This is a genomic window from Nocardioides sp. WS12 (genome assembly GCF_014108865.1).
In the GTDB taxonomy this organism is placed as follows: domain Bacteria; phylum Actinomycetota; class Actinomycetes; order Propionibacteriales; family Nocardioidaceae; genus Nocardioides.
Genome location: NZ_CP053928.1, coordinates 3,632,476 through 3,652,162 on the forward strand (window position 1 = coordinate 3,632,476; position 19,687 = coordinate 3,652,162).

Here is a 19,687-nt window from a genome sequence, read left to right on the forward strand (position 1 = left end):
CGAGGCGCCGGAGTGCTTCAGTGAGTGAGAAGCGTGACCTGGTGGCACTCGGATCGGATTCGCATCGAAGGCGGGGCTGAGGAACATGAACGATGCCGCGGCACTCAGAAGTCGCATCCGCTACACCGAGTTCAAGCGCCCGGCGCTGCGAGGTATCGCGTTCTTCTTCCTTCTGCTCCCGGTGCTGGTGCGTGGGCTGGAGAACGGTGCCGACCGATGGATTGTCGTGGCATTGGGCAGTGTCTCGGCCGGCAATCTGGCCTACGCACAGTGGAAGCTGAGCCGAGTCACCCCGCTTTGGCCGCGGTTCGCCATCCCCAGCGTCGGAGCGTGCGTCGTCGCGTTCGCCGCCATGGTGTGGGTTCTCTGCAAGCACGCCGAACCCGCGATGTGGGCCATTGCCGGAGCCCTTCTCGTCGCCGCCATTGCAAACATCACGGCCCTGACGATCGCCGACCCCATCCGCAGCATGGACCAACCAGCGATCTCTCAGCCATCGGCCTACCCGGAGTCCATCGGTACACCGGACGAGTTCGAGGGCGATGCCATCGCGTGCTCAGGGGGTGGCATCAGGGCGGCAGCATTCTGCCTGGGCGGTGTGCAACGGCTGCGCACCTCGACCGGACAGGAACCCACGTACTACGACGGCTCCAAGCGGGTCTTCGGCGTCAGCGGTGGGGGCTACATAGCCGCCTCGTTGCACCTGGCCAGGATCAACAGCAGACAAGAAGTGCAGGCGAACCTGTTCGCGCCGGGTTCACCAGAGGAGGAATGGCTGCGACGGCGCTCGAAGTACCTGTTGCCGTCGGGCTCGATCGTTCCGGGCGCACTGGCGCTGCTGTACGGGATCGCCGTCAACGTCGTACTGATCGGCCTGACGTTGTTCCTGGCGGCTTGGTACGCCGGGTGGCTGCACACTCGCATGGGCGGGGTGTGCGGCAGTTCTGACGAGATCACCACGGCCACCTGTCTCGTCAACGGAAACGTGGCCGGATGGAACCCGGACATGTGGTGGGTGATCGGTGGCCTTGCCTTGCTCGGCCTTGGGTTGGCGGCGTTCGTTGCTGACAAGGCCCTCACGAAGTTCCGCCTGCTGGGCTCGCACCCGTTCCCGTTGCCCCAGTTGAGCCGCCTGCTCGTGGCGAGCGGCTCGGTCATTGGTGTGGTGTGCGTCGTGATGCCGTGGCTCATCGTGAACCTGAGCAACGCGACCATCGCCAACGAGCCGACCAAGGTCGTCGCCAAGGCCATGAGCACTGCGGGACTTGCCACGCCAGAAGCCTGCCGCGACGCGATCGAGGAGTCCTTCGAACGCGAAGCTGCGCAGTCCTGGCTGACCACCTCCGACCGCTCCAAGGGCGTCACCTTCACCTATGGCGCCTGCGGCGACGAGTGGACCGACGACAGCGTCGTGTTCGCCCCGAAGGGGTCGGCAATCGATGCCAGCGACAACGCCCTGTGCAAGACGGACGCGACCGGCCCACGGCCGGCGTACTGCGACGATCGCGAGGACGAGGGCATCTCGGCCTGGGAACGCTTCGGCGCCTGGCTCGCCGCTGCCGGTGCCCTGATCGCAACCGCGCGCGGACTGGCGCGCGGGCTTGCCGGCGGCGGTGCGTCCTCGGAGAAGCCCTCGCGACTGGCCAAGATCTTCGACGCCATCGTCCGAACCGTGCTGCCGTGGGCGGCGGTGGTCCTGCTGGGCCTTGTTGTCGCCGTCCTGCTGATCACGCAGGTCCGTGACAATCTGGTCGATCCTGACCGCCTCACACCGGACGCCCACTGGTTGTGGATCCCGGCGCTCATTGCCGGGATCCGCCTGCTGACCGATGCCATTCAGTCGTCGCTGCATCCCTACTATCGCGAGCGGCTCTCCGACACCTTCCTGATCCGGCGCAGTGCGACGGCGACAGAAGCCGAGGCGTTGCCGTACACGGAGCCGACCCACGTCCATCAGTCCTCGCCTCCGAAAGTCTTTCTCCAACCGGGGCCTGAGTTGACGGTCTGTTGCGTTGCGAATGTGAGCGATCGCGAGTACATCCCGGCAGCACGCGGTTGCGCCTCCTTCCTCTTCGAGACCAATGCGGGAGGCGGGCGAATTGGCATCAGTGATGCCCGGCTACCGCGGGGACGTCTCCAAGCTGCCGAGCGGTACTCCGCAGAGTCCGATCCACAAGGCGTGGACACCACGATCGCCGCGGCGATGGCGACGAGTGGCGCGGCATTCTCACCGTTGGCAGGGAGGCAGAGCGGACGGCTGCGGCCCTATCGCGTGCTCCTTGCACTGGTCAACGCTCGGCTGGGCGTGTGGCTCCCGAATCCCTACCTGGTACCGGACGAAGTGAAGTCGTTGGCGCCGGACGGCAAGCCCGGCGTGGGCCAGGGAATCAAGTGGGCGTTGATCCGCACCCTGCGGCCAGGCCCCTTCCGGATCTTCAAGGAGGCCTTCGGAGCACTGTCGATCTACGACAATCGCATCTACGTCACCGACGGAGGCCACTACGACAACACCGGGATGGTGGAAGCCCTCCGCGTCCGGCCCAGACGCCTCGTGGTTCTCGACGCGTCGGCAGATCGCCGAGACAGCCTGGATGCGCTGGGTGATGCCATCGTGACCGCACGCATGGACCTCGGCCTCGTGATCAAGCCGGTGCACGAGGAGGATGTCTCAAGGATCAAGGGGCATGTCGACAAGGACTCGGGCGAGTATCAGGCTCCGGAGCAAGGCTGGATCCACCTCGAGGCGAGCACCGTGGACGATCCAACGACACGTGTCTGCGACATCTACTTCGTGAAGAACGTCCTCACGAAGTCAGCGGGCATCGGACTGGACGGGTACGCCGCCGACAACCCGGCGTTCCCGATCACGGCAACCGCGAACCAGTCCTACGGCGAGTACGACTTCGAGGCGTACCGCTTGCTCGGGTACAGCAACACAGCAGACATGATGCAGAGCTGGGACACCGCACCCCCGGGCCCTGCTCTCGCCGTGTGATCTCAGAAGTCGGTGATGTCCGCGTAGATCGCCGCGTGGTCGGACGCTTCGTGTTCCTTCTTGTCCAGCGTCGCGAAGATCTCCCACGGGTCCTTCGTGCGGTTGCCGCGGTACACGCCCTTGCGGAACACGCCTCCCCCGGTCGCCAGGTCGAAGAGCGGCTGCGACAGCAGGATGTAGTCGATCTTGTCCTTCTCGTTGCCCGACCCGTAGGTGCCCTTGCGGTGGTTCCAGTCGAACGCCGCGTGCGCGCTGATGTCGGTGAGGCCGGCCAACCCGATGAGTGGCTTGAGCGAATCGCTGGCCGGGTCGTCGTTCAGGTCACCCGTGATGGCGACGTACTCAATCCCTTCAAGTCGCAGGGCCTTGTAGATCGCGGCGACCCGGCGGGCCTGGCGCTTGCGCTTCTTCGCACCGATGGGGTCGCCCTGCGAGGCGTACCCCTTGGACTTGAAGTGGTTCGCCAGCACCACGAGGCGACTGCCGGCGGGCGTGTCGAAGTGGTACTCGCAGCAGTCCCGCGAGAAGACCGGCCCCGTCGCGTCCTCGTCGAAGATGTGGGTGCGGATCTGGACCAGCGGGTACCCCGCGCCCGCCATGCACCCCACGTCGATCCCGCGGGAGTCGTTGCCCTCCACCACCATCGTCTGTGGGTACGGCGTCCCGCCCACCGCGGGCAGCATGGCCCGGCTGAACATGTCCAGGCCCGGGCGGTTGTCCGCCTCGATCACGGTGAGGACATCGGCAGCAAGTTCGTCGATGACCATCGCGGTGTGTTCGGTGGCACGGACGCTGACCGCGACCGTCTTGAGCTCGACCCAGCCGACCCAGTCGGCCCGGCCCTTGGCGATCAGCGTGACGGCGCCGGTCGTCGGGCGGCGCAGGAGCGACCCGCGCAGCTTGCGCAGACGCACGAAGGTGCCCTCGTCGTCGTTCAGCACCCCCAGTTGGTCCAGGAGGTCGAGGATCTCCGCCTCGACGCCCTGATAGCCGGCCAGCTCGAAGAGCGTCGAGACCCTCGCGTGCGCCGCGAGGATCCTGCTCCGGGTGTCACTGTCGGCCTCGTTGGCGTCCATGGCCTTCGGGCGCGCAAAGAGGTTCTCCACGTTGAATGATGCGAGCCTCATGCATCCACGGTGATCAGATCGGGCCGCCAGAACAATGGCCCATTCGGGTCTCGACCGGGCGACGGTCGGCTCCTACAATCCGAGCCGGTCGGGTCAGGGCAGCGGCAGGTCCAGAGCCCGTCGGATCGATTGTTCCGCGCCTCGTCGTGGGCACCCTTCGCCGACGACGAAGTCGATCAGGAGCGGCGCCAGGATGCGGATGGGGCCCTTCTCGCGCGTGACGTAACCCGAGCCTTCGAGCATCGCGTAGCCATGGGCGATGGTCCACCAACGGAACGCCAGTGCGGAGCCGCCGGCTTCGCGCAGTCGCTTCTTCTCGACCGCTCGCTGGAGGGTTGCCCCCACGCGATCGAGGGTTCCGGCACGGCCGACGGCGAGTTCATCAGGGGTGACCGCCTGGTGGGAGCCGACGCGGGCGACGCCGAACATCACGGCGTACAACTCGGGGTTCTCGCGCGCATGGTCGACGTACGCCGCGGTCTGCCGACCGAGATCGCCGATCGGGTCGTCCGTGGGCTCGATCGCGACGAACCGACTCTCCAGACGATCAAAGCCGTCGTCGACCACGGCGTCGACGAGCGCGTCCATCGATCCGAACTGGCTGTAGACGGACATTGTCGAGGTCCCCGCCTCGCTGGCGACGCGGCGGACGCTCAGCGTCGCTGCGCCGCCCGAGGCGACGAGGCGCGCGGCCGCCGCGGTCAGACGCTCCCGCATCGGTCCGCCCGTGAGTGCACTCACATCGCTCGACATGTTCTCCAGTATCCATCACACTTGTAATAACAGTCGTTATAGCAAGGAGTCCCCGTGAGCACCACCGCCAGAAAAAGAGCCAGCCTGCTCGGCTGGGGAGCCATCACGGCATTGGCGGTTCTCTACGGGCCGATGGCGATCGAGTACATGTGGCGCTTCTTCAACCCCGATGCGCCACAGCTCTGGAATCACACCTTCGGCGCGATTGTCGACCATGACGAGGTCTACGGTCCGGGGTCGATCCACGCCGAGAAGGCAGTCGACTACTCCGAGAACCGCTACGTCCTGCTCCTCCACACCTCCGCCGGCGGCATCGCGATCGTGCTCTTCGCTGCGCAGTTCTCCGCACGCGTGCGCCGCAACCTCGCCCGCCACCGCGCCATCGGACGGTCCGCCATCGCCATCGCGCTGATCGGCATGGTGGGCGCCATGGGCTACCTGCTCGCCGTCGGCCCCGAGGGAATCTTCGACGGCCCCGGGTTCTACCTCCAGCTCTGGGCTCTCGCCCTCGGCACCACGATCGGCGTGACCCTCGGCCTCGCTGCTGCCGTCAAGCGACAGATCGCCATGCACCAGGCCCTGATGGCCTACGCGTTCGCCCTCCTGCTGACCGCGCCACTGCTGCGCGTCGGCTACCTCCTGCTCGGCAACCTCTGGCCGGAAACCACCCAACTGGAGACCAACCTCGCCGGAGCCGCCTTCCTCGCAACGTGGGCACCGCTGGGCGCCTTCCTCGCCGCCCGCGCACTGGACACCCGCCAGCGGCGCACCTCGGCGATCGGCCCACTGCCCGGTCGCGCCCTCGACATCGGTGTCCTCGCCGCGGCCGTTGTCGCGACAGCGGTCCTCGCAGGGCGCTACGCGGCGGCCTTCGACGGACTCGACCGCGTGACGACGACGGGCCTCATCGGCGCCGCCGCCGGCATCGCGATTGCCGTGACCAACCACGTAGCCGCCCGACGCGCGGGGAACAGCCTGGCCGCCGAGGAGTGGCGCGTCATCGGCCTTTCCCTGCTCGCCGGCGCCCCCACCGGAGTCGTGCTGTGGGCCCTGTACGACCTGCCCTTCACCACGTACGACGCCTACGTCGGCATGCTGCTGACCGCGCCGGCCCTCGCCCTGAGCGTCGGCTTCCTGGTCGTCGTCTGGCGTCGACGCGTCGTACGACGCAGTGCGAACCTCCCAACAGCAAACGTGCCTACGGCAGCTTGACCTCAGCCAGCACCGTCTTCACACCCGACGGGTCGACGTCCTCACCGGCGGCGTACGCCCGCGGGACGAAGCCGAAGTCGTTGTCGCTGATGATCACCAGCGTCGACTTGTTCTTCAACGCAGCGCCCTCGACCTTGCCAGGAACGCCCGCGACACCGGCCAGGTTGACCAGGAGAGCCTTGTCGGCCTCGGTCACCAACGGGTCGGTCGGGTCGAGCGTGATCGTGTAGAAGCGGGCCTCGGTGTCGGTGCGCTCCTGGACGACGAGGTGCGTCTGGTCGACCGGGATGAGCGCAGAGATCTTCAGGTCCCGTCCCCGAGTGCCGGCCGCGAAGGTAGAGGCGGCGTCGAAGCGGTAGCCGTAGCGGTGCAGCGTCGTGCCGGTCGTCGTATCGAAGGAAACCAGCTCGGTGATGATCCGGTCCCGGTCGCCCGACACCACGACGGAGCTCTGCAGCGCCACCACGATGGTCTTGCCGTCGGACAGCAGGGCGATGTCCTCGAAGCCGCGGTTCGCGCGGCGCTTCGACAGGTCAGCGGGCAGTGAGCCGTTGACCGGGTAGTCGACACCAGCAGCGGCGTAGTCATCCTCGAGCCCCGCGGGGACGTGGCGCGCGATCACGTGACCGGTCGGGTCCACCTCGACGATCGACGGGCCGTACTCATCGACGAGCCAGAAGTGACCGTCCGCCGTGCGCACGACACCCTCGGTGTCGACGCCGTTGGCGTTGTAGTCGAGCAGCGTCGTGCCGTCGCCGGCGAACGGCGCCGGGTCGCCGGGCACCGCGAAGTTCGGGAGCCCCGTGACCGGGTCACCGGCCGGCGTCACGAGCGGAATGGACTCCAGTACGTCGAGCCGGGTGCCGCGCGCGCGGACCTTGACCAACGACGGGGTGAACTCCGGGACGATGAACGTGCGGGTGTCGCCGATCTCGCCGTTCGGGCCGCGGTCCGTGACGGTCCAGTACTCGTTGCTCCCCAGGGCGAAAAGCCCGCTGCCGATGCCGCCCAGTTCGACGCCGCGGTCATCGACGACGGTCCCCTGGAAGTCCTCGAGAGAGAGCGCGTCGAGGGTGGTCCGCTTGTCGACGTACGGCGTGGTGGCGGCCAGGGCAGGGGCGGCAACGAGGCCGGTTGCAGTCAGCAGGGCGACTGCGGGAAGAAGGCGCATGGCGCGACGCTAGGAGTCGCACCCAACGGCCGGTCGACGTCGTGGTGGCGTCGACGTGAACGGCGCGGGCCACTTCCGCGGCAACACCGAACAGCCCCACCAGTTCGGCACCTGGCGGGGCTGTTCGCGGTAGCGGATCAGTGACAGCTAGTAATAGAGCCGACGGTTGCCGTTGATCGGGACCAGGTTGAGCACCAGGCCCACAACGACGAGGATCGCTCCGATCGTGGTGAGGATCGAGATGCTCGCCACGAGACCGACGATGAGAAGGATGACGCCCAGGGTGACCATTTTCTGACTCCGTTCAGACAGCGGTTGTTGAAACCCGCAGTACCCGAAGTCCCGTCTTTCATGTTGCGTGCGTGGCCCGCGGTCAGAGCGGCGTGGGCTCGTCGAACCGGGCCTGCATCCGCTCGGTCCACGTGCTCAGGACCACGGAGTCCGGCGACAGGCCCAGGGAGGCGAGCTCCTTGGCGATCGGGTGTGAGCCGAGGGTCAGTGACACCTCGCCATCGAAGTACATCCCGCTGCCGCTGCCGCCCTGGGTGAAGCCGGTGACGTGCGGTCGGCCGTCGATGACGGTGTAGGCGGCCAGCGCCATCGGCGGCATCTCGTCGTCGCCGCCTCGCGGCAGGGTGACGTCGACGACGAGCTCGCCATCCATCGTGAGCACCCAGCGCGTGGCGGTCTCGGTGTTGGTCACCTCGATCTGTTCGACGGACTTGGGGAAGCCCCAGATCTGGTTGCCGGCAGCGCAGGTGAACGACTCAGTGACCGGGAGGTGGGTGATGAACGTGCCGTCCTCGCCCCCACCTTCGGGACGGACGAAGAGGATGGTGCCGACCTCCAGATAGGCACCGAGGTCGTTGTCCTTGTAGTCGATCAGCGCGAGCGCGAATTGCGCGCGGCCCGGCGCGCTCTCAATGACCTCGAAGCCAGCCGGGGCCAGGGCCCGTGCCGCCTCGAGGTCGACGTCGAAGATGACGGTGGCATTGGACCCATCCCGTACGTCGACGGGCATGGTCACGGTCTGGCCGAGGATGTCGTGGGTGATGGTCACGAGCAGAAGTAGAACATGTTCTACACCGATCCGCGATCAGGTCGCCGCGTCCGGCATCCCCTCGAACGGCGCACCGACGAGGGTCACGACACCGACAAAGCGGGCGGACGCCCCGAGCCAGACCGAGCCGCGATCCGTGCGGAGGACGCCGCGGCCGAGTTGCAGGTCGAAGACACCGATCTTGAGCCGACCGCCCTCGGTCACGAGCGCGACTTGGCCGCGACGGGGCTTTTGGGCGGGATCGACGATCAACTCGGTGCCGGCCGGCCAGCCGTGCGAGGCCAGGGCGTCGTTCCTCAGTCGGAAGCGATTGGAGTCGGTCGGCGGTGCGACCCGCGGGCGTCGTGCTCGCTCTGGGTGGTCGCCGGTCTCGGCCGTCGACGCGAGGTCGAACGGCAAATGATCCTGCACCCCGTCCACCCGCCGGCCCGAACGCATGTTCGAAGCGTACCGGTAGGCGCGGCTCCCTGGAGTGCAGCCGCGATCTGGCCGGAACGCAAGTAGAATTTGCCCTACGTCGATCGCCGTAGCGTGAGGTCAGATCAGCGTGCCGATGTCGTTGCGCACGATGTTGTCGAGGGCGCGTTCGGCGACGGCGGCGATCGTCATCGAGGGGTTGCACCCGGCGGTGGTGCCCGGGATGAGCGCACCGTCGAGGACATAGAGGCCCCGCTGGCCCAGCACGCGGCCGTCGAGGTCGCACGTCGTGCCCATCGAGGCGCCGCCGAGCGGGTGCCACGTGCTGGGTACGACGAGGTGCGTGTCCAACACCGGACCGGTGAGCCCGGCAGTCGCCCGAATCCGCTGCCCGATCCGCCGGTGCACTGCGGTGTCGCCGTTCGCCGGCCAGTCGAGGACAGCGCGGCCGGTCAGGTTGTCGTACCGGAACTGTCCGCGACCCTCACTGACGCCGAAGCCGACGAGCATCGTGGCGACGTTGGTCGCCAGTGGCACCGGCGGGATCGAGGCCTGGATGATCGTGTTGGCCAGCGCCGGGTTGGCCCATTCCTTCGAGCCGTAGACGACCGGGCCACCCTGGGCTGCGCCGAAGTTGTCGATCAGATCGGTCCAGACGTAGATGCGGTCTCCGTTGGTGCCCCAGTCGGTGCCGAGTTCGTCGGGCAGGTCAGTGACCGTTCCCCGGGCCCGGGCCTCGACGAGGAGTCGGGTCGTGTTCATGGTGCCCGCGGCCATGATCAGCGCACCGGTGGTCATCTCGATCCGCTCGAGCACTTTGCCGGACTCGTCGGTCCGGTTGACGCTGAGCACCCACGACCCGTCCGCTGACCGGGCGACCCCGGTGACCTCATGCAGGGTCCGGACGTTGACGTTGCCGGTCGCGATCGCGCTGTCGATGTAGGTGACGTCGACGCTGTGCTTGCCGCCGTTGTTGACGCCCATGGCGCCTGCGCCGTTGGTGTAAGCCGGCTTCATCTCGCCGCGGAGCTCGGCCAGCGCGTAGTCCCAGTCGATGGGCATCGGGATCTTCTCGACGCCGTACCCGGCCCTCTCCGCCTGCCGTTTGAACACCCGCGGCGCCTTGTAGTTGGAGGTGTTGATCAGCTCGTCGGGCGCGGTCTCGACCTGCAGCATCTGCGCGACCCGCGGGTAGTAGGTGCTGTCCATGAGCCCGAAGTCGAGACCACCGGGCATCACCTGCTCGAAGACCTCGGCTGCCGGCTGCAGCGTCATGCCCTGGTAGACGAGCGAGCCGCCGCCGACGCCTGCGGCACACATGGCGAGCATGTTCTTGCCGAGGACCGGTTCGACGAGTCCGACGTACGGACTCACGTCGAGCAGGCCTCCGGTGGCCGGCCCCAGGGCGCCACCGAGTAGTCGCAGCGTGGCCTGCACCGCCTCCGGGGTGGTGCCGTGCCAGAGGAGCTTCTTGTCGGGCGCGAGCACGTTGGGGAACGTGGTCGAGTTCGGCCCGGTCCGCCACCAGCGGCCGCGCTCGAGCACCGTCACAGGGACGCCCGCCTGGCCGAGTCGGAGCGCGCTCACGCCGCCACCGAAGCCGGATCCGACGACGATGACGCGGTGTCGCTCGTGGCTGACGGGCACCGATCCCACGTCGGCGCGGGCCGGGACAGGGGCCACCGAGCTGGCCGTGGCGGCCACGGCTGCGGCCGCGGCACCTGCGAGGAACGTACGACGAGAGGGGTGCATGAAGTCTCCGAGGGAGGTAGAGGCGGGGAGCATTTGGCATCAAGTGACTTCAGTGGCACTCAGTGTCAGCACAGGCTAGGGCATGTCCGTTCCGAGCACCACGACCCGCCGGTACGGTGACCCCCATGTCCGAGCCCGCCGACTCCACCCTGCGCACCTTCGCGCGCGGAGCGATCCGAGGTCACGTGCTCGCGCAGGCGTGGTCGTTGTTCGCGGAGCACGGGTTCGACCAGGTCACGGTCGAGCAGATAGCCACGGCCTCGGGCATGTCGCGACGCACGTTCTTCCGCTACTTCCCGAGCAAGGACGCGCTGCTCGGCGAATTCCTGGCCGACGTCGGTCAGCAACTCGCCGACCAGATCGAGGCCAGACCGGCCACCGAGTCGGCGTGGACCGCGCTGAGCGCAGTGCTGACTGACCTGGCTCGCGTCGCGGACGATTCGCCGAGCCTGGCCGCCCAGGTGCTGGACATGCTCAAGCCGGCGTCGACCCGGGCCTTCGTCGAGCAGCGTCGCCAGCGCTGGATCGACCTGTTCGCTCCCCTGGTCGGCGCCCGACACCCTGAGCTCACGCCCATGGCGCGGGTTGCCATTGCCGCCTGCGCGATCGCCTGCCTGGATGCGGCGCAGGAGCACTGGCGGACAAACCCCGGCAGCTCCTACGGCGACTACCTGGACGAGGCGCTGCGCTCGGTGACCCCAGTACTGCCCTGACGCCATTCCGTCGGTCTCCCGGGCTGGCATGCTCTCCCCCATGAAACTCCCGTCCCAGCGCGACCTGTTCCTCGCCACGCTCGACGCTCACCAGAAGATCTACGAGACGTCCCGCGGGCTCGTCGGACACCGCCTGCTGATGGGGATGCCGACGTTGCTGCTGCGGACCACCGGGCGCAAGAGCGGCCTTCGTCGTACGACGGCGTTGGTCTACGCGACCGACGGCAACAACCGCCTCGTCGTCGGGTCCAACGGCGGCGCGCGCCGCGACCCAGCGTGGATCCTCAACCTGGAAGCCGACAAGGACGTCGAGTTCCAGGTCGGCGTCCGCAAGGTCGTGGGGACTGCCCGGACCGTGCGGACCGATGACCCGGACTACGAGCGGATGTTCTCGCTCTGCAACAAGGCCAACCGGGGCACGTTCGCGAAGTACCGGCAGCGCACGACGCGGCCGCTGCCGATCGTCGTACTGGCTCCGCGCTGATGGTGGCGTTCCCGCTGAACCTGATCGATCGCGCTTCCTCGCGGATCGGGCGCCCGTTCGACCCAAGCACATCCCTGGCTCCCCCGCACGGCCCGCGATCCAGTTGGGTGCACTACGGCGTCATGGTCCCGGGTCTGCCGGCGCCGCACCGGACGTTCGGCGTCATGGCCATCGTGGGCACGCCCGGGGTGGCGATCTTCGCCAACGACCAAGGCATCACGACCTCGCCGCGGGACACGGCGTACCTGGTGTCGGCAACGTCCGCGATGTCGGCGGACACCTTTCACACCTACTCGATCGAGAGGGAGTGCGCGTTCGCCGACGACGGGAGCAGCCTGCGCTTCGGTGACGACCTCCTCATCGAAGGGACCTACCCGAACTTCGACCTGACCCGGCGCCACCCCGGTGGGGACGTCGTCCTGCGGATCGCGGCGACCGACAAGGTCAGCCACTTCATCGATCTGCGCGGCGGGCTCTACTCGCACTGGAGCCTGCTGTGTGAGTACGAAGGGACCGTTGCCGGCGAAGCCGCGAGCGGGCTGTGCACCTTCGAGTACGCCCGCGGGGTCGGCATGCACGCCCTCCCGTCACCGATCCACCCGTCGATCCCAGCCAGGTTCTTCACCTATCACGTGCTCAACGTGGACGACTCGACGCAGATCCTGTTCACCGAGGTCCACGGTCCGGGCGGGATCGTCATCGCCCGGTCGACGTACGTCCGCGGACTCGACGACCACGGCTCGGCCTACCCGGACAGCACCTTCGCGGTGACGAAGTACGACGACATCTCCCTGCCGACGCCCAGCGGTCGCCGGATGCGGATGCCCAGCCAGTTCACGCTGGCCACGCGCGACAAAGCCGGGCAACCGCTGCTCGAACTCGAGGGAAACCCCCACAGCGACTGGGCCTACGGCCTCGGCGCCGGCTTCGTGGGGAGCTACCAGTTCGACGGCACCTTCGCGGGCAAGCCGATCAGCGGGACCGGCTACATCGAGTACATCGACCTCGCCTGAACTTCCTCCGCTTTCATAATACTTTCGGTAACGATAGGATTATGAACATGGCAAGGATGTCAGCCTCCGAGGCGGCCGCTCACCTGGGCGTGACCGAAGCCAGGGTGCGCCAGCGTATCGACGACGGTTCGCTGGTCGCAGAGAAGGTCGGCGGACGCTGGCTACTCGAGCTGAGCTCAGTCGACGCTGCAAAACGGCCGGCCCGCGGGCGTCCGATCTCGCCGCTTTCGGTTTGGTACTCGATGCTCGCGCTTGACGCTGCTTCCCTCGTCAACGTGCCCAGTGTGGAACTCCCGAAGATCCAGTCCGTGCACGTCGATGTGCCCAAGATGCCCAAGATGCCCAAGATGCAGGTGCCCAACATCGACTTCGCACGCATCGACCTTGAGTGGCCGAGCGGCGTCGCACAGGTGAAGTCCATTAGCCCAGCTTCACGTAACCGCGCCGTCCACCGGCTGGCCTCAGCATTGGCACGCGAAGATCACGATGCGCTCCTCGCATGGCTCCGAAACCGTGGCGATCGGCACCTTTACATCGCCGCCGAAGCCGACCTGAAGCCGCTCCGTGACGACGAGCGACTGGTCCCATCAGGCCTGTCCCATCCCGACTCGAAGATGAGCAACCCCAGTGTGGCCGAGGGGTACGTTGCCGAAGCCGACCTCGGGGCGCTCGTCCAAGACCATTGGCTCGAAGCTGTCTCGCTCGACGACAAGCCGAACGTCATCCTGCATGCCGTCCCCGCCAAGCCGCCACGGATCAGTTGGCTACTCCTCGCCGCCGATCTTGCTGAACACGGCGGGCCTCGAGAACTCCGCCGAGCACACGAACTCCTCGATGAAGTCATCGCCGACCGTGTAGAGCAGTCGTGATCGTCCTGCCTGCAATGGACCGCGCGCAGGAAGCTGCTTGGCACGCGCTACTGGACCTCTACGACAAGCATCCAGACGACTGGACTCTCATCGGCGGCCAACTCGTCCATCTGCACTGCGCCGAACGCGGCTACTCACCACAGCGCCCCACCAACGACGCAGACGCCGTAGTCAACGCCCGGATCCCCTCAGCTCTCGGCGCCGTGACCGCGGCGCTCAAGGAGCTCAAGTTCGAACCAGACCCGAGCGCAGACGACGTACAGCACCGATGGATCAACGGCGACGCCGTTATTGACGTACTCATCCCCGAAGGAACTGGAGAACGCACCTCTAGACGGAAAAGCGCGAGCGGCTTCCCGACCGTCGCCGCTCCGGGCGGGAGCCAGGCTCTCAAGCGCACGGAAATCGTCGAAGTCCAGATCGGCAGCCGAACGGGCCGTGTCCCACGGCCGACACTGCTCAGCGCCATGATTCTCAAAGCAGCCGCGTACTCCGAAACCACCGGGTCCGGTCGCAAGCGGCACTGCCACGACTTCGCCGCTTTGGCCGCGATCCTTGCCGCTAGCGACACGGGGACCGTTTTGCTCGACTCCAAGGACCGCAAGCGCCTCCGCAAAATGATCACGGCCACCCTGGCACTACCAGCAGCCATTGCTGAGAACCCGACAGCGGAACGCAGACTGGCACGACTCTCCGAGGCGATCGACGCGAAGTAAAGGACAGGTGCTCTCTCCAGAGAAGGAGCGTCCAAGCCCGGGGCAGGCCCGGTTCCGCCGCGTACCGTCCCGGTCTGCGCAGGTCGTACTGCGACGGTCAGGGCTTCACGGCAAGACCCGCGTGCTCTCCAGAATGGCCTCGGCGACGAGTCCCGGATTGTCAATCATGGGCACATGGCCCACCCCCGGCAGAACAGTGAACCGTGCCTCGGGCAAGCGCTTCTGGGCGACCTGCCCATTGACCGCGACAGGCAGAACGGCGTCATGCTCCGACCAGGCCAGCGTGATCGGGCAGGGCAGCGGGTCCATGGGCGCGATCTCCTCGGGTGTGCCCAGGATGTCAGCGATGACCGTGCACCCGAGCAGGTCGTCAGCCGCAGCGAGCGCCTGCTCGGCCGTGAGCCGGTTCCCGTGAACGGCGATGTTTCGCATCCCGAACCGCCGGACGGCTCCCGACCTGAACAGGGCAGGCAAGACGGGGCGGGTGAGCCCCGTGATCCGCGCCTCCCGGCGCAGCACCTTGGTCCCGTGGATCTGCCCAGACGTTCCGGTGGCCCAGAATCCAGCTGGCGACAATGCGCAGACCGAGCTGGCGCGGCCTCGCCGAGCCAGTTCGACGGCCATCCATCCGCCCAGGGAGTTGCCGGCGAGATGGGGCCGGTCCCAGCCCAGGTCGTCCAGTTGCCGCTCGGCATTGTCGACGAGATCGCTCACCCGAACCGGACCGTCAGCAGCCTGGCCACCGTGGTGCCCGAGGGCCGTGAGGGCTACGACCTCGTGACGGTCGGTGAGCAGGGGGATCACCTGGTCCCACGCCCGGGCAGACATGGTGACGCCGTGGAGGAGGACCAACGGTGGCTTCTCAGCGGTCATTGGCGGAGTTTGTCAGACCACACTCGCCCAAGTTTTCCAGCACCGACCAGCGCCCCTCCGCTGCGTTCGACGGGACCTGATTCCACTCAGTGCGTCGACGCGGGCAGCACGCAGAACTCGTTGCCCGACGGATCCGCGAAGTGCCGCCACGGCAGCTCGCCCCAGCCGAAGTGCAGCTCACGACCGCCGCGGTCGGTGATGCCGCGAGCGACCTCGTCGGCGTCGTCGCCGGCCTCCAGCCGCAGGTCGAGGTGGGTGCGGTTCTTCGCCGTACCCTTCGGGCCGGCCTCGGCGGACAGGTCGAGCAGCGGGCCACGCAGCGAGGGGTGCCGCAGGCTCACCAACCCACTCCCCTCGACCGGCACCCAGCCGGTCAGCCACTCCCAGAACGCGCCGTCCCGCTCGGCATCAGCCACCTGGAGCGGCAGGCCAGCAACCGGCCCCGTGCCGTCGTACGACGACCGCTCCTCGAGCACGCAGAAGGCATTGCCCGCAGGGTCGGTGAGCACCACCCACGGCACGTCCCCCTGCCCGACGTCCGCGCGGCTCGCGCCCAGCGCGATCAGTCGCTCGACGACCGCAGCCTGGTCCGCTCCGCCGTGCAGGTCGAGGTGGAGACGCTGGGGCTCGACCGGCTGGTCGGGCACCCGCTGGAAGCAGAGGTCGAGCACCGGGCCGTCCGGCACGCTCAGCCGGGTCTCGAAGCCCTCGGGCACGTCGGTCAGCCGCTCGGTGCCGAGCGCGGCCTCCCAGAACCGACCGAGTGCCTGTGGTGCCGTGGCGTCGAAGACGACGTTCTCCAGGAACATGGCGCCACCGTAGGCACACCGTTCAATCCGGCGAAGCCCTCTGGACCAACGGGCCGACAGTTGCCTCAAACCGGGTTCGGCGAGTCATCCGGTCACCTAGCATGAGTCAGCCACGCGCCCGTGGTGAAGCGCTCATGGGGTAGAGGTCTGATCGATGCGCATGCTCGGAGCAGCGTTGGTGGCAACGCTGGCGTTGCTGATGTCGTCGCTGGCACAGCCAGCGACGGCGGTCACCGGAGCACTCGTCACCGGAGTCGTCCGTGATGCCGCGGGCCAGCCGCTCGAAGGCGTGAACGTGAGCTACACGGGGCTCATCGGAGGTTCGCCCACCGCAGCCGACGGGTCGTACTCGGTCCAGGTTCCCACCGGCACCTACACGGTGGCGATCTCCGCGCTCGTCCCCGACGGCCCGGGCCGGTACTTCGTCATGGGAGCCGCGCGGGTCGTCGTGAACGGCGACAGGGTTGCGAACTTCACGCTGCCGGCTCTGGTGCCGCTCAACCTGAACCTGCAGAAGTCGGACGGCAGCCCGGCAGCCACGTCCCAGATCCAGGTGCCGCAGGCGATCGCCTTCGTCAACCAGCCTGACGGCACCGCAGTGATGTGGAGGGGGCTGCCACACCGGTTCGTCAGCGATCCGCCGCTCGTGACGGACAGCGCCGGCCGGATCACGGTCTCGACCCTGCAGGGCTCGGTGACAACCATCCAGGCCGCGATCCCCCACACCTTCCCGGTGAAGATGCCGGTCGCCATCACGTCCAACCCGACCAACGCGACCGTGAAGCTGCCCGTGATGGACCGGCTCCACGGCCGCCTCTCCGACACCGCTGGTCGCGGCATGGCGGGTGCAGGCATCTCCATCGACGACAACAACAACTCCTTCGTGCACGCGGACACGGCGAGCGACGGCAGCTACTGGTTCGACCTGCCCACCGGGTCGTACTCCTTCGAGGCGAGCTCCGGCAACTTTCCCACCGTCCGATTCGACGACACGAACATCAGCGGAAGCGTCGCCGTGTCCGGTGACACCGAGTTCAACGTCACCACCCCCGTGCCAGCGGAGCTTCGCGTCCGTCTCAAGCACGCCGACGGCAGCCCGGCGACCGGCGATTCGGTGACCAGCACGGAGAGCACGACCACGCTGACGTCATCGGCTGGCACACCGATGACCTACTCCTCGCGCTACCGCTACACCTCGTATCCAGACGAGGACGACCTGGTCGTCACCCAGGCCCTGCTCGGAACGACCACGACCGTCAGCGTCCTCGTACCGGGCCTCGGGACGATCACGGGCGTCACGGACGTTGCCACCGATCCGACCGAGATGACCATGACGATGGCCGCCGCATCCGCAACGGTCTCCGGCGTGGTCCGGACCGACGACGGCCAGCCGGTGAGTGGGGCGTCGGTGTCGGTGCGGTCAGTGGACACGAACACGTTCAAGACCACCCAGACCGACGCCGACGGATCCTGGAGCGCGAACGTCGTCCCTGGGGAGGTCCGTCTCACGGTTCGCCACGACGGCACCGCCGGACCCGACGCGGCCCCTTACACCGTCGACGCCCAGGGCTCGTTCGACGTCGCCACCACGGCAACGCGGGACGTCAACCTCCCCACGCCCGTCGTCTTCACCCCACGCGTGCTGGACGCCTCGGACCGTGCCGTGCCCGGCATCCGCCTGATGTACGGGGTCTCCGAACTGAACCGCACGATGGGTGGCGTCGAGTACCGGATCGTCGGGAGCGACATCGACGGCTCCACCAGCGACGCCGCGGGGAACCTGCCGATGCTGGCGCTGCCCGGCTCGAGGGTCTGGGGCCAGCTGAAGCAACCGGACGGCTACACCTTCCCCTTCGACACCGAGGTGCCGTCCGCGGACACCCCGACCGTCATCCCGATGAGCTGGGTGGGGTCGGTGCCGTCGTACGGAACGAACGCCGGCCGGGTGACGATCGCCGGGCCGCCCGACGCAACCCTGTCCGAGCTCGCCTCGCATCCCGCGACCTCGACCCCGGACGGCCAGACGGCGCTCGTCGGCGACGTGGCCTACGAGCTGTCGGACATCACCCCGGGCTCGACCGCCGACGTCACCCTGACCCTGCCGGAGGGCAGCCAACCCACCAGCGTGTTCAAGGTTGCCGCCGACGGTACGACGACGGATGCGACCAGCCACGCCACGATCTCCGGCAACACGATCGTCCTGCACCTGACCGACGGCGGATTCGGCGACGCCGACGGCACCGTGAACGGCGTCATCGTCGATCCGGTGATTCCGACCGCTGTCACCGTGACGCCACCCCCTCCGGTGCCGACGATGCAGATCACGACGAGCACGCTGCCGTTGGGCGGCGTCGGAAAGCCGTACGCGACCCGTCTCGCAGCAACCCCGACCGTGACCGGCCCCGTGGCGTGGTCGCTGGTCTCGGGAAAGCTGCCTCCGGGGATCGCCCTGCAGACGAGGGGCACGCTGACCGGCACCCCGATCCTGGCCACCACGAGCAGCTTCGCCCTCCGGGCCATCGACAGTGCCGGCAAGGTGGCGACCCGCCGGTTCACCCTGACGGTCAACCTGGGGCCGATCCAGACCGTGCGGATGCCGTCGGGTCGCGTGGGCAGGCGCTACGCACAGCCGATCAAGATCTGGGGAGTCGCTCCCCAAAGCTGGCGCCTGGTGTCAGGGCGTCTCCCGCGCGGACTCGCCATCTCGACCCGGGGAACGATCTACGGCCGACCGCGTGCGGCCGGGACGTACTACTTCGTCCTCAAGCTGCGCACGTCCACGAGCTGGGTCGGTACAGCCACGAAGGTGCGGGTGCGACTGGTCATCAGGCCGCGCGCCTGATGCCTTCCGGCAGGTTTGGGCGTTGGCGCTCGTCCACGGGGTGGCGCTGGAGGAGTTCGTCGGAACCGACGGAACACTCGGCCAGGTCAGCTGACCTGGCCGAGTGTCGATCGAAGGCTCAGCTCGGGCGGATGTCGTAGTACATCCGGACCCGTCCGCCGCCACCCCAGTGATCGGTACGGAACCGATACGGGATGCCCTCCGGAACGCTCTTCTTCTGAGGGCTGTTGACCAGCTTCTCTGTTGCCGCCGAGTTGAAGACCCGGGTGACCTGCGCGTCGATCATGTCGTCATCGAGGTCAAGGAGCTTCATGAAGATGTCGGTGCTCAACTTCTGCAGGCCTTCGGGAATCGTGCCCGTCCCGAGCTGGACCACCTGGGTCGCCGCATCGTTGATCAGCTTCCTGTTCTCCTTCTTCTGACCCTCGTCCGATTCGTACAGCTGGGTGAAGGTGCCGAAGCGGTTCATCGGACCGTCCCAGCACAACACCTCGAACTTCTTCCAGTCTCCGGTGTCCATGCTCTCGAACTCGCCGGCCCCCGGCACGGTGACGGTCTTCTGCGCCAGGACGCCCTTGGAGTCACGAACCATGGTGGTGATGACGAGGTAGTACTCATCGGACGGCGTGCTCTGGTCCCAGTCCTGTTCCTCACCAACCCAGAGCCCTGTGCAAACGACCTGATAACTCTTGTCCGGCATTTCGATGTCCTTTCGTAGGTCCTCCCTACGACGGACTGTTTCGGACCTCAGGACTCGTCATCAGAGCCGAACGGGCTATTGCCTGGGTCAGTGGAGGGCGCTATCTGCGGTGGCGACTCAGCGCGCTCCCGCGCCTCGCGTTCGCGATTGAACAAGTACACCTGACCGCAGACGGGCCACT

Annotated in this window: 18 protein-coding genes; 8 read left to right on the forward strand and 10 right to left on the reverse strand. The window is 67.5% G+C overall.

Annotation, left to right across the window (positions count from 1 at the left end; all coding sequences use genetic code 11):
- Positions 1 to 85 precede the first annotated feature (85 nt).
- Positions 86 to 2,995, forward strand: a complete 2,910-nt coding sequence (locus HRC28_RS17625; protein WP_182376749.1) for a hypothetical protein — start codon at positions 86 to 88, stop codon at positions 2,993 to 2,995.
- 2 nt (positions 2,996 to 2,997) lie between these two features.
- Here HRC28_RS17625 and HRC28_RS17630 read toward each other — a convergent pair whose 3' ends face one another.
- Positions 2,998 to 4,122 (reverse strand): endonuclease/exonuclease/phosphatase family protein, encoded by a 1,125-nt coding sequence (locus HRC28_RS17630; RefSeq protein WP_182376750.1) that lies wholly within the window; start codon positions 4,120 to 4,122, stop codon positions 2,998 to 3,000.
- Positions 4,123 to 4,215: 93 nt separating this feature from the next.
- Positions 4,216 to 4,875, reverse strand: a complete 660-nt coding sequence (locus tag HRC28_RS17635; RefSeq protein ID WP_182376751.1) for a TetR/AcrR family transcriptional regulator — start codon at positions 4,873 to 4,875, stop codon at positions 4,216 to 4,218.
- A gap of 54 nt (positions 4,876 to 4,929) precedes the next feature.
- On the opposite strand from HRC28_RS17635, the gene HRC28_RS17640 reads away from it, so the two are divergent.
- Positions 4,930 to 6,087 carry a DUF2306 domain-containing protein gene (locus HRC28_RS17640; RefSeq protein WP_182376752.1) on the forward strand — a complete coding sequence of 386 codons (1,158 nt, stop codon included), beginning with the start codon at positions 4,930 to 4,932 and terminating at the stop codon, positions 6,085 to 6,087.
- Here HRC28_RS17640 and HRC28_RS17645 read toward each other — a convergent pair.
- The 5 genes from HRC28_RS17645 to HRC28_RS17665 form a co-directional block, all read right to left on the reverse strand.
- The gene (locus tag HRC28_RS17645; RefSeq protein WP_182376753.1) at positions 6,074 to 7,258 is read right to left on the reverse strand and encodes an esterase-like activity of phytase family protein; all 1,185 of its coding nucleotides are present in this window, start codon (positions 7,256 to 7,258) and stop codon (positions 6,074 to 6,076) included. The two genes, HRC28_RS17640 and HRC28_RS17645, sit on opposite strands and share 14 nt — an antisense overlap.
- Before the next feature lie 147 nt (positions 7,259 to 7,405).
- Positions 7,406 to 7,549, reverse strand: a complete 144-nt coding sequence (locus HRC28_RS17650; protein WP_182376754.1) for a hypothetical protein — start codon at positions 7,547 to 7,549, stop codon at positions 7,406 to 7,408.
- Between the two features lie 82 nt (positions 7,550 to 7,631).
- Complete coding sequence (locus HRC28_RS17655; RefSeq protein WP_182376755.1) at positions 7,632 to 8,318, reverse strand: acetoacetate decarboxylase family protein; 687 nt, start codon at positions 8,316 to 8,318, stop codon at positions 7,632 to 7,634.
- 36 nt (positions 8,319 to 8,354) lie between these two features.
- Positions 8,355 to 8,756 carry a hypothetical protein gene (locus HRC28_RS17660; RefSeq protein ID WP_182376756.1) on the reverse strand — a complete coding sequence of 134 codons (402 nt, stop codon included), beginning with the start codon at positions 8,754 to 8,756 and terminating at the stop codon, positions 8,355 to 8,357.
- A gap of 99 nt (positions 8,757 to 8,855) precedes the next feature.
- Positions 8,856 to 10,487: a GMC oxidoreductase gene (locus HRC28_RS17665; protein WP_182376757.1), complete on the reverse strand. Its 1,632-nt coding sequence runs from the start codon at positions 10,485 to 10,487 to the stop codon at positions 8,856 to 8,858.
- A 125-nt stretch (positions 10,488 to 10,612) separates the two neighbouring features.
- Between HRC28_RS17665 and HRC28_RS17670 the strand changes: the two genes are divergently transcribed.
- The 5 genes from HRC28_RS17670 to HRC28_RS17690 are packed head-to-tail and all read left to right on the forward strand — an operon-like array spanning position 10,613 to position 14,282.
- Positions 10,613 to 11,200 carry a TetR family transcriptional regulator gene (locus tag HRC28_RS17670; protein ID WP_182376758.1) on the forward strand — a complete coding sequence of 196 codons (588 nt, stop codon included), beginning with the start codon at positions 10,613 to 10,615 and terminating at the stop codon, positions 11,198 to 11,200.
- 40 nt (positions 11,201 to 11,240) lie between these two features.
- Positions 11,241 to 11,684, forward strand: a complete 444-nt coding sequence (locus HRC28_RS17675) for a nitroreductase/quinone reductase family protein (RefSeq protein ID WP_182376759.1) — start codon at positions 11,241 to 11,243, stop codon at positions 11,682 to 11,684.
- Positions 11,684 to 12,697 carry a DUF6670 family protein gene (locus HRC28_RS17680; RefSeq protein WP_182376760.1) on the forward strand — a complete coding sequence of 338 codons (1,014 nt, stop codon included), beginning with the start codon at positions 11,684 to 11,686 and terminating at the stop codon, positions 12,695 to 12,697. Before HRC28_RS17675 ends, HRC28_RS17680 begins: the two co-directional genes overlap by 1 nt.
- A 47-nt stretch (positions 12,698 to 12,744) precedes the next feature.
- On the forward strand, positions 12,745 to 13,566 hold the full coding sequence (locus HRC28_RS17685) for a helix-turn-helix domain-containing protein (protein WP_182376761.1): 822 nt from the start codon (positions 12,745 to 12,747) through the stop codon (positions 13,564 to 13,566).
- The gene (locus HRC28_RS17690) at positions 13,563 to 14,282 is read left to right on the forward strand and encodes a hypothetical protein (RefSeq protein WP_182376762.1); all 720 of its coding nucleotides are present in this window, start codon (positions 13,563 to 13,565) and stop codon (positions 14,280 to 14,282) included. The genes HRC28_RS17685 and HRC28_RS17690 overlap by 4 nt, the downstream gene beginning before the upstream one ends.
- A 105-nt stretch (positions 14,283 to 14,387) precedes the next feature.
- Here HRC28_RS17690 and HRC28_RS17695 read toward each other — a convergent pair whose 3' ends face one another.
- Entirely contained in the window at positions 14,388 to 15,155 is a 768-nt protein-coding gene (locus HRC28_RS17695) for an alpha/beta hydrolase (RefSeq protein WP_182376763.1), read from the reverse strand.
- Between the two features lie 86 nt (positions 15,156 to 15,241).
- The gene (locus HRC28_RS17700) at positions 15,242 to 15,964 is read right to left on the reverse strand and encodes a VOC family protein (RefSeq protein ID WP_182376764.1); all 723 of its coding nucleotides are present in this window, start codon (positions 15,962 to 15,964) and stop codon (positions 15,242 to 15,244) included.
- A 154-nt stretch (positions 15,965 to 16,118) separates the two neighbouring features.
- Between HRC28_RS17700 and HRC28_RS17705 the strand changes: the two genes are divergently transcribed.
- On the forward strand, positions 16,119 to 18,806 hold the full coding sequence (locus HRC28_RS17705; RefSeq protein ID WP_182376765.1) for a carboxypeptidase-like regulatory domain-containing protein: 2,688 nt from the start codon (positions 16,119 to 16,121) through the stop codon (positions 18,804 to 18,806).
- A gap of 118 nt (positions 18,807 to 18,924) precedes the next feature.
- Here HRC28_RS17705 and HRC28_RS17710 read toward each other — a convergent pair whose 3' ends face one another.
- Positions 18,925 to 19,506, reverse strand: a complete 582-nt coding sequence (locus HRC28_RS17710; protein WP_182376766.1) for a hypothetical protein — start codon at positions 19,504 to 19,506, stop codon at positions 18,925 to 18,927.
- Between the last annotated feature and the right edge of the window lie 181 nt (positions 19,507 to 19,687).

Excerpts from the sequence above, each read along its gene's own strand:
- HRC28_RS17700 (WP_182376764.1), bottom strand. The coding sequence starts at position 15,964 with ATGTTCCTGGAGAACGTCGTCTTCGACGCCACGGCACCACAGGCACTC.
- HRC28_RS17670 (WP_182376758.1), top strand. The coding sequence starts at position 10,613 with ATGTCCGAGCCCGCCGACTCCACCCTGCGCACCTTCGCGCGCGGAGCG.
- HRC28_RS17660 (WP_182376756.1), bottom strand. The coding sequence starts at position 8,756 with ATGCGTTCGGGCCGGCGGGTGGACGGGGTGCAGGATCATTTGCCGTTC.
- HRC28_RS17645 (WP_182376753.1), bottom strand. The coding sequence starts at position 7,258 with ATGCGCCTTCTTCCCGCAGTCGCCCTGCTGACTGCAACCGGCCTCGTT.
- HRC28_RS17680 (WP_182376760.1), top strand. The coding sequence starts at position 11,684 with ATGGTGGCGTTCCCGCTGAACCTGATCGATCGCGCTTCCTCGCGGATC.
- HRC28_RS17650 (WP_182376754.1), bottom strand. The coding sequence starts at position 7,549 with ATGGTCACCCTGGGCGTCATCCTTCTCATCGTCGGTCTCGTGGCGAGC.
- HRC28_RS17630 (WP_182376750.1), bottom strand. The coding sequence starts at position 4,122 with ATGAGGCTCGCATCATTCAACGTGGAGAACCTCTTTGCGCGCCCGAAG.
- HRC28_RS17665 (WP_182376757.1), bottom strand. The coding sequence starts at position 10,487 with ATGCACCCCTCTCGTCGTACGTTCCTCGCAGGTGCCGCGGCCGCAGCC.
- HRC28_RS17710 (WP_182376766.1), bottom strand. The coding sequence starts at position 19,506 with ATGCCGGACAAGAGTTATCAGGTCGTTTGCACAGGGCTCTGGGTTGGT.
- HRC28_RS17625 (WP_182376749.1), top strand. The coding sequence starts at position 86 with ATGAACGATGCCGCGGCACTCAGAAGTCGCATCCGCTACACCGAGTTC.
- HRC28_RS17635 (WP_182376751.1), bottom strand. The coding sequence starts at position 4,875 with ATGTCGAGCGATGTGAGTGCACTCACGGGCGGACCGATGCGGGAGCGT.
- HRC28_RS17675 (WP_182376759.1), top strand. The coding sequence starts at position 11,241 with ATGAAACTCCCGTCCCAGCGCGACCTGTTCCTCGCCACGCTCGACGCT.
- HRC28_RS17685 (WP_182376761.1), top strand. The coding sequence starts at position 12,745 with ATGGCAAGGATGTCAGCCTCCGAGGCGGCCGCTCACCTGGGCGTGACC.
- HRC28_RS17705 (WP_182376765.1), top strand. The coding sequence starts at position 16,119 with ATGCGCATGCTCGGAGCAGCGTTGGTGGCAACGCTGGCGTTGCTGATG.
- HRC28_RS17695 (WP_182376763.1), bottom strand. The coding sequence starts at position 15,155 with ATGACCGCTGAGAAGCCACCGTTGGTCCTCCTCCACGGCGTCACCATG.